Annotated in this window: 4 protein-coding genes; all 4 read right to left on the bottom strand. The window is 41.2% G+C overall.

The genetic code is table 11. The annotated features are described in order from the left end of the window. Positions 1 to 266: 266 nt before the first annotated feature. Complete coding sequence (locus AP75_RS13300) at positions 267 to 1,259, bottom strand: glycoside hydrolase family 43 protein (RefSeq protein WP_076781516.1); 993 nt, start codon at positions 1,257 to 1,259, stop codon at positions 267 to 269. A 12-nt stretch (positions 1,260 to 1,271) separates the two neighbouring features. Next, the gene (locus AP75_RS13295) at positions 1,272 to 2,849 is read right to left on the bottom strand and encodes a glycoside hydrolase (protein ID WP_084173835.1); all 1,578 of its coding nucleotides are present in this window, start codon (positions 2,847 to 2,849) and stop codon (positions 1,272 to 1,274) included. A gap of 10 nt (positions 2,850 to 2,859) precedes the next feature. Beyond that, complete coding sequence (locus AP75_RS13290; RefSeq protein WP_076781515.1) at positions 2,860 to 5,946, bottom strand: glycoside hydrolase family 2 TIM barrel-domain containing protein; 3,087 nt, start codon at positions 5,944 to 5,946, stop codon at positions 2,860 to 2,862. A 260-nt stretch (positions 5,947 to 6,206) separates the two neighbouring features. Further along, positions 6,207 to 6,404: transposase (locus AP75_RS13285; RefSeq protein WP_139175304.1), on the bottom strand; the 198-nt coding region annotated here is incomplete at its 5' end.

Below are 6,404 nucleotides of genomic sequence, written 5' to 3'. Positions count from 1 at the left end.
GGATTGCCCACTTTGGAATACAAGGGCGAAAATTCTTTCTCAAAATAATTCCAATCTATTTTTTCTGAAAGTAGAACAAGTTCATGCTCGTGGTCAATAAAATCCACCAACATTGGGCGGAATAATTCTGGCTTCTTTTCTGGATTTTTCCCCAACATATTTGCAAGGTTTTAAAGCTCTAAGATACAAATTCTTGCAATAAAAAACAAGCTGTTTTAAACCCAAAATACTAATAATCAGTAAATTATAGGTGGTTTAAGGAGAGACTAAATAAACTGATCTTTTTTCCCCTGAACCGGAAGGATATAGGTGCTTTGCGAATCAAAAGTGGTTTCCGCTTTTGGGCCAACCGCAGGGTTTCCAAGTGATTCCCAAGGACCAAAAATATTTTTCGCACGGAAAGATCTTGCAGGATTGGGTTTCCAGCCTGTGGTTCCGGAAGCGATCATATAATACATTCCGTCTTTTTTGAAGATGGCAGGCGCTTCGTTGAAGTCTGACGGCATCATTACCGCAAATTCATTTGTAAAATCCTGATAATCATCCGTCAGAAGACTTATATGAAGAGTGCCGTTTTCCTCAGCGGAATGGATGTGATAAGCTTTTCCGTCATCATCTACAAAAAGCTGCATATCCCTGGACATTTGCCCGACTGCGAAATCCCGTCTCAGGAACATTCCGTCCTGGATGGCTTCAATCCATTTCGGGGTCCAGCTTTTGATGGTATCTTCCCCTTTCACTCTTCTTTTCTGAGAATCGGGAAAATCAACAGGCCAGTTTCCTACATTTGGTCGGTAAGAACGAATAAAACGGTAAGGTCCTGCCGGCTTATCGCTAACTGCAAGGCCGGTTCTGGCAGCTTCATATCCTCTTCCCTTTAATTCGAGATGAAACCACATCACATATTTTTTCGTTTTGGTGTTATAGATTACCTTCGGACGTTCGATAATCGAGCCTTTTGTGATTTCGGAATTCGGATCTTCGCTCACTTTCAGGGCAACTCCTTCATTTTTCCAGTTGTAAAGATCTTTGCCGGAATAAACCGTTACGCCAACCTGCGCATCATTGGTATCACCTTTAAATTCGCCAAACCAATAATATGTTCCTTTATCGAACAAAATTCCGCCTCCGTGCGCATTAATGTGGACACCATCTGTATCCTTCCATATTTCGCCCGGCTTGAAGCTTATATTCTTGCCGTTCTGCGCCGGAAAGTTAGAAAACAGAAATAAAATATACAGAAATATGAGTTTTTTCATTGTATTTGGGATTTATGGTTCAAAAACTAATGTTGAAATAGATCGTGGCGGAAAATTCCATTTCCTGAGTTTTCCTTTTCGGACGGCGTTTTTCTTCATATTCATCTCCGGATCTTTTGTGGTAAGATATTGCGTAATTTCCCTGAACTTCGTGGGAAGATCGAACTTCACGGTTTTTTCTTCCGGCGAATAATTAATCAATACAACTACAACTTTCCCGGTTGAAGGACCCTGATAGGCTGAAGCCATTACTTCCTGCGCCTGCTGCTCCGGCGATAATCCCATATTTAAGTCGATACGCTGCATCCCCGGCCGAATGAAATAGCTGTAATGTCCCATCGCCCAAAGTGTCTTGACTGGATGAAAATTTCCGTTGGTATAAGTTTCATTGGGATCCAAAGCAATAAAATAATATCGGGTATCGTACTCCGAAGGTCCCGGTTCAAAAGCATTCCAAAATTGCCAAGCCGAAGCGTTGGCAACCGTCAGGTCAAAATGGATCACTTTCGCCAGGAACAGCGCACAATCTATAGCGGAGACCTGTCCCGATTTGCCTTCTGTATAACCTTTTCCCAGCATAGAATATTCTGACTGCCAAAAATTTAGCCTGTATTTATCTGCAATTTCACCGGTTTTTTTCCTGACATCCAGCAGTCGCTTATCCGATGATTCTGTGAAATAGCTGTGTCCTGCTATAATTTTAGGAAGATGTGTAAGGTTCCCAAGATATTGCGGACTTTCTTCATCGTAAAATGCTGATACCTGCTGTTGTGCAGGACCGTAACCTGCATACAGAAAATCGAGCTGCGCGGCTTCCGTCAAAAGTATTTTTGTATTCAGCTGTTGTTTTGAAAGCTCTTTATCGAGAATTTTTGCTATTTCAGAAATATCTGCATTGCTCCAAGGCGAACCTTCCTGCTTTGCTTTTCCAAATTCGCCAAACCAATCCCATTGCGGTTCGTTAACCGGGCTGAGATAATCAAAATGCAGGTTTTCTTTTTCAAAATGTTCGACCACTTCTGCCAAAAATTTCGCAAAATCCGAAAAACGATTTGCCGGAAGGTTGCAAGTATTGTCTTTTTCCGTTTTAAATCCCAGTCCATTTTTCGTCATAAAAACCGGCGGTGAATTGGAAAAGGCGATCAAGCGTTCTACACCGTATTCTTTGGCTTTTTTCAAAAACCACTGGTATCCTTCCTGCCGGTTCCAGCTGTAGCTTCCGTCAGGATTCTGAAAGCATTCCACCCTTTTGCGGAAATCGCTGATACCGCTTTTATCTGCCTGCTCCTGTGTTCCTGCACCGATATTAAAGCGCCATCCCGAAAGCCCTATTCCCAAAGGATTTCCTTTATCGTCGGTTTGCCGGCTAAAAAGCAACTGGGCAATTTTTTGTTTCTTCTCTTCCGGCCAGTATTTGCCGATGCCTTCTGCAAACCAACATCCGGCCGCAGCAAAGTTATCGATGGTCTGATACTTTTTTTCGAGATTAATTTGCGCTTTCCAAAGATTCTTATCCACAGATTGTGCTAAGAAAAAAGCAGGAAAAAAAACGATGAGAAACTGAGAAAATTGTATTGTTCTTTTCGCCATACAACAAGGATTATTCTACACTTATGGTATAGCTATAACTGTATTTATCGGCATTCAGCAAATACTTTTCGTGCGGGAGCGCTCCCCAGCTGTTATCGCCGCCAACACCGCGCTGAGCAAGGTCAACACTAAGAAAAACTTTATCCTGCGGATGAGAATCGGTAAGTGTATGCCATCTCTTTTTTTCATCTCCCGGATCAATACTTTCCGTTTTCACATTCAGTGCGCTGAAGCTTAGCGGTTGTTCGCCGGTAATTTTAAAAGTTGTATTTCCGTTGGAAAGTTCGATCCAGCGTGCATCGGTTTTGTTTCCGGATTCCTGCGGACGAAGATAATTCCAGGTATATTGGTCTTTTACTTTTCCGTTGTAAATCCCCATAAACGAGGCGGTATTTCTGTCGCTGTAATTTTCCCAAGGACCGCGGCCGTAATATTTCAGGTTTTCAAAACTTCCGGGAAGTTCCATACGCATTCCGAAGCGTGGAATTTCGGGCAGATTTTTTCCGGTTTTGTCGATGGAAGCGGTAACGGTAATTTCACCATCCGGACGAACAAGATATGATACCTGATAAGGGATATCCAGATCTTTCAGCTGATATTGCACATTTACCAAGAGTCCTTCTTTATTTTTTTTGTCTATGCTGATGTTCTTAATTGTAGGGTTTTGGTGTGCATTTTTCCAGGCTTTAAGCTTTTGCGGCATCTTGTTTCCGAAATCGTTATCGGTGGGTGCACGCCAGAAGAACGGCTCCGGGAAACCGGTTACAGTTTCCTTGTTTGCTTTTTTGTATGAAGCCAGCTTTCCGGTTTTCAGGTCGAAAGTTCCGGTAACGTTTCCGGCTTCAAAGGTAAGCTGATCTCCTTTTTTGGCAGATTTCACCTTTCCTTTTGCCGAAGTTCCGTTTTCGGTAAAATAATCCCCGGAAATTTTGAACTGTTCTCTTGCCAGCTCAAAATCTGCCGGAATCATTTCTGTCGCATTTTTCTGATAGGCATACACACTCAGGTAATATTCTCCTTTTCCGGTTGTATTTAGCTTTAAAGGAATTTGTTCTGATTTCCCGGCTTGTGCATTTGCACTGAATGTTCCGTTCTGAACCGGCTTCCCGTCTTTCAGCAATTCCCATTTGAAATTGAAATCCGATAAAGGGAGCTGATTGTATTTGTTCCTGATATTCAAAGTTCCATTATTGTATGCGAAATTGATATCCTGATATACTTTTTTTACTTCAAAATATCCCGGATGTACATTTCTTTCGGTATCGATAATTCCGTTTCCGCAAAAATTAAGGTCATTCTGAAGGTTTTCTCCACCGAAATCCCCGCCATAACCATAATACAGTTCTCCTTTTTCATTTTTAGCAGGGAAAGCCTGATCTACCCAATCCCAAATTGCACCGCCCTGCATTTTCGGGCTTGTTGCGATAACATCAAAATATTCCTGAAAATTACCGCTGCTGTTCCCCATAGCATGACTATACTCACACATAATGAACGGGCGCTTTTTGTCGCTTAACGCATATTCTTTCATATAAGAAATGGGTGGGTACATAGGAGCTACAATATCGGTATTCCGGTTCTGTTCGGCTTGTTCAAACATTACTGGTCTTCCCGGTTGGTTTTCCTTCAGCCAATCGTATGCATCGTAAAATACCTGGCCGTTCCCACATTCGTTACCCATACTCCATACAATAATAGAAGGATGGTTTTTGTCCACAGCTACCATTCTTTTTATGCGGTCCATATGCGCAGGCGCCCAAACAGGAAGATAAGCGGGATGTTTGGATTTATCCAAATCGCTGTCGTAGGAAACGCCCATTCCGTGGCTTTCTATATTGGCTTCATCAATAATGAAGAAACCGTATTGATCTGCAAATTTGTACCAGCTTGGATCGTGCGGATAATGGCTCATCCTGATGGTGTTGATATTGGCCTGCTTCATCAGCTGCATATCTTTTTTCAGAAGCTCAGGATTTGGAACATGGCCGGTTTTTGGATCATGCTCGTGCGAATTGACTCCTTTTACCATTATCGGTTTCCCGTTTACCATTAGCTGAGCATCTTTTATTTCCACTTTCCGGAAACCAGTGAATCCACTGATGACCTGATCTTTCCCATCGGAAGATTTCCATTGCATCTGATATCGGTAAAGGCTTGGCGTTTCCGGATGCCATTTGTGCACTGAGGGGATTTCTGTCTTAAATGTCAGCTGTGCAGCTGTAGTATATTTCCGGGAATCTTTGAAAACTTCTTTTCCGGAAGGATCGTAAAGCGTAAAAAACAGCACACCTGGTTTATTTTTAGAATTGGAGAACTTTCTCAAATCCACTTTTGCATCCAGCATCCCGTTCTGATAGGTTTTATCAAGATCAGCTTTAATTTCATAATCCCATACGGAAATATCCGGCACTGCTTGCAGCCAAACATCGCGCTCAATTCCTGAAAGGCGGAACATATCCTGGTCTTCCAGATAGCTTCCGTCGTGCCAACGTGTTACCTGAACGGCCAACAGGTTCTCTCCTTTTTTTAAAAATTTTGTAATATCAAATTCAGCCGGGGTTTTGCTGGCTTTGGTCATTCCTACTTCCTTCCCGTTCAGGAAAACCTGCGCGTATCCGGAAATGGAGCCAAAATGCAGGATTACCGACTGATGATCCCAGCTGTCGGGAAGTGTAAAAGTTTTCCTATAGCTGCCAACAGGATTATAATCGCCTTTGATGTAAGGCGGGTCTTTCGGGAAAGGATAAATAATATTGGTATAAATAGGAATATCATATCCCTGGATTTCCCAGTTGGAAGGAACCGGAATATTTTTCCAAGAGCTGTCATTAAAGCCTGTTGTGTAAAAATCCTTGGACTTTAATGCCGGGTTTTTTACCAGAGTAAATTTCCATTCGCCATTCAGGCTTTTGAAATACGGAGACTGTTCCGGGTTATCAGATTTTGCAGATTGTCCGGAATCGTAAATAACAAATTGGGAATGACCTTCCAGCTTATTACGGTCGAGGATAGAGGGATTTTCCCATTCATTCTGCTGGGCAAAAGATACAAAGCCTGCACATAGAGCAGCAAGACTAAAGAAAAAAGTTCTGTACATGGATGATTTGTTTTAAATTATGATAAGAATCTTTGCGCGGCAGTACATTTCAGCATTTTTTATAGTATAAAAAAACGAAAGTTTTATAAAAAAAACTGTTCTGCACAAAGAAGCCACACTATGAAATTCTTCATTATTTTGATGGTGAAAAATTAAGCAATTTGATTATAATGTAGACCTTAAAAATATCAAAAATACAAAATAATTTATTTATCAGCCAAAATGATTCAATTTTTATGGCAACTTTTTTAAGAGCCTGTTTAAATTTTATTCAATAAATTTTTTATAGCGGATAATTTTACCATATTTTCAGAATTTTCCATTAGTAATTCGTAATTCCTGCATAATCTCCTGTCGTTATCAAACCAGGAAAATGTCCGTTCAATAATCCATCTTTTAGAAAAGGGCTTAAAATCTGTTTTCTTTTCATCATTTCTCATCACCACATTGATTAGATA

Origin of the sequence: Kaistella haifensis DSM 19056, from assembly GCF_000735695.2 — a bacterium.
GTDB lineage: Bacteria > Bacteroidota > Bacteroidia > Flavobacteriales > Weeksellaceae > Kaistella > Kaistella haifensis.
Note: the sequence above shows the minus strand (reverse complement) of the source record. Positions and strands in the feature narration are given on the sequence as shown.

What these genes read in the sequence shown, in the direction of transcription:
- AP75_RS13290 (WP_076781515.1), bottom strand. Translation starts at nt 5,946, where the DNA reads ATGTACAGAACTTTTTTCTTTAGTCTTGCTGCTCTATGTGCAGGCTTT.
- AP75_RS13300 (WP_076781516.1), bottom strand. Translation starts at nt 1,259, where the DNA reads ATGAAAAAACTCATATTTCTGTATATTTTATTTCTGTTTTCTAACTTT.
- AP75_RS13295 (WP_084173835.1), bottom strand. Translation starts at nt 2,849, where the DNA reads ATGGCGAAAAGAACAATACAATTTTCTCAGTTTCTCATCGTTTTTTTT.